This is a genomic window from Acidovorax sp. KPB24-07, assembly GCF_057543315.1.
In genome coordinates, this window is sequence record NZ_BAAJYS010000673.1 from 1 (window position 1) to 1,239 (window position 1,239).

The 1,239-nt window shown below is 73.8% G+C and carries 1 protein-coding gene and 1 pseudogene; one reads left to right on the top strand and one right to left on the bottom strand.

Annotated features, from left to right (window positions below):
* Window positions 1-15: 15 nt before the first annotated feature.
* The gene (locus tag AC27IQ_RS24895) at window positions 16-798 is read right to left on the bottom strand and encodes an alpha/beta fold hydrolase (RefSeq protein ID WP_272566145.1); all 783 of its coding nucleotides are present in this window, start codon (window positions 796-798) and stop codon (window positions 16-18) included.
* Between the two features lie 99 nt (window positions 799-897).
* Here AC27IQ_RS24895 and AC27IQ_RS24900 point away from each other — a divergent pair.
* Window positions 898-1,239, top strand: a pseudogene (locus tag AC27IQ_RS24900) (flavin reductase family protein); the annotation flags it as partial.

The following is a 1,239-nucleotide window of genomic DNA, read 5'->3' on the forward strand; positions in this document are numbered from 1 at the left end:
TGCGGTCGGCGGCGCTCAATGCAGCACCCGCTCGGAAGCAGCCAGGAACGCCAGCAGCGCGCCGTCGAAGCCGTCGGGGTCTTCCAGCTGCGGCCAGTGGCCGACGTGGGGCAGGTCCAGGTGGCGCGCATCGGGCAGCACCTGCGCCAGCGCCTGCAGCGCCTCGGGCGGGGTGCAGCGGTCCTGCTCGCCGCCCAGCAGCAAGGTGGGCATGTGCAGGCGCGACAGCTCGGCCGCGCTGCGCGCGAACGTGGGCAGCGCCTCCAGGGCGCGGCGGTAGGCCGAGCGGTGCACCTGGCCCATGGCGTGGCCGGCCAGGCGCACGCCCTCAGGCAGTGCGCCGGTGCCGATGTGGCGCGGCACCAGGCGCTGGGCGATCTGCTCCATCGACTGGCCGGCATCCAGTTCGGCCAGGCGCGGCGCCACCCATTCGTCCAGGCTGTGCGCATCCAGGGCCGGCCCGCCGCTGCACAGCACCAGCCGGCGCACCAGCGAAGGCTCGCGCAGCGCCACCTCGATGGCGATCATGGCGCCCAGGCCGTGGCCCACCAGTACGGCGGGGCCGCACTGCAGCGCCTGCAGCAACTGCACGCAGCTGTTGGCCAGGCCCTTGAAGCTGTAGGGCTCGATGGGGGCGCTGCGGCCGTAGCCGGGCATGTCCCAGGCCACGGCGCGGTAGCCGGCCGTCGCCAGGGTCTCGACCTGGGGAGCGAAAGTGAGGTGGTCGCCGTCCGCGTCGTGCAGCATGAGCACGGTGGGTCCGGAGCCGAGGGTCGTGAAAGTGGGTAGAAGGGCCATGAAGAGAACGGCAGGCGCCGCGGCCGCCGGCAGCAAATCGCCAGGCGCCGGACCATAATAGCCGACCCCTTCCCTCCGGCCGCCCGCGCCCGCGCCTTCGTGAACAGCCCCCTGCACCGCCCCATCGCCGCCCGTCCGCCCGGTTTCTCCACGCGCGAGTTCCGCGATGCGCTGGGCATGTTCGCCACGGGCGTGACCATCGTCACCGCGCGCGGCCCGGACGGCGGGCTCATCGGCCTCACGGCCAGCTCCTTCAATTCGGTCTCGCTGCAGCCCCCGCTGGTGCTGTGGAGCCTGGCGCACAAGGCCTCCACGCTGACGGCCCTGTCGGCCGGCTCCCACTACGCGATCAACGTGCTGGCGGCCGACCAGCGCGCCCTGGCCGAGCGCTTCGCCTCGCGCGCGTGGACCGCTGGGCCGGCGTGGCCCACCAGCCGGGCA

Excerpts from the sequence above, each read along its gene's own strand:
- AC27IQ_RS24895 (WP_272566145.1), bottom strand. The coding sequence starts at position 798 with ATGGCCCTTCTACCCACTTTCACGACCCTCGGCTCCGGACCCACCGTG.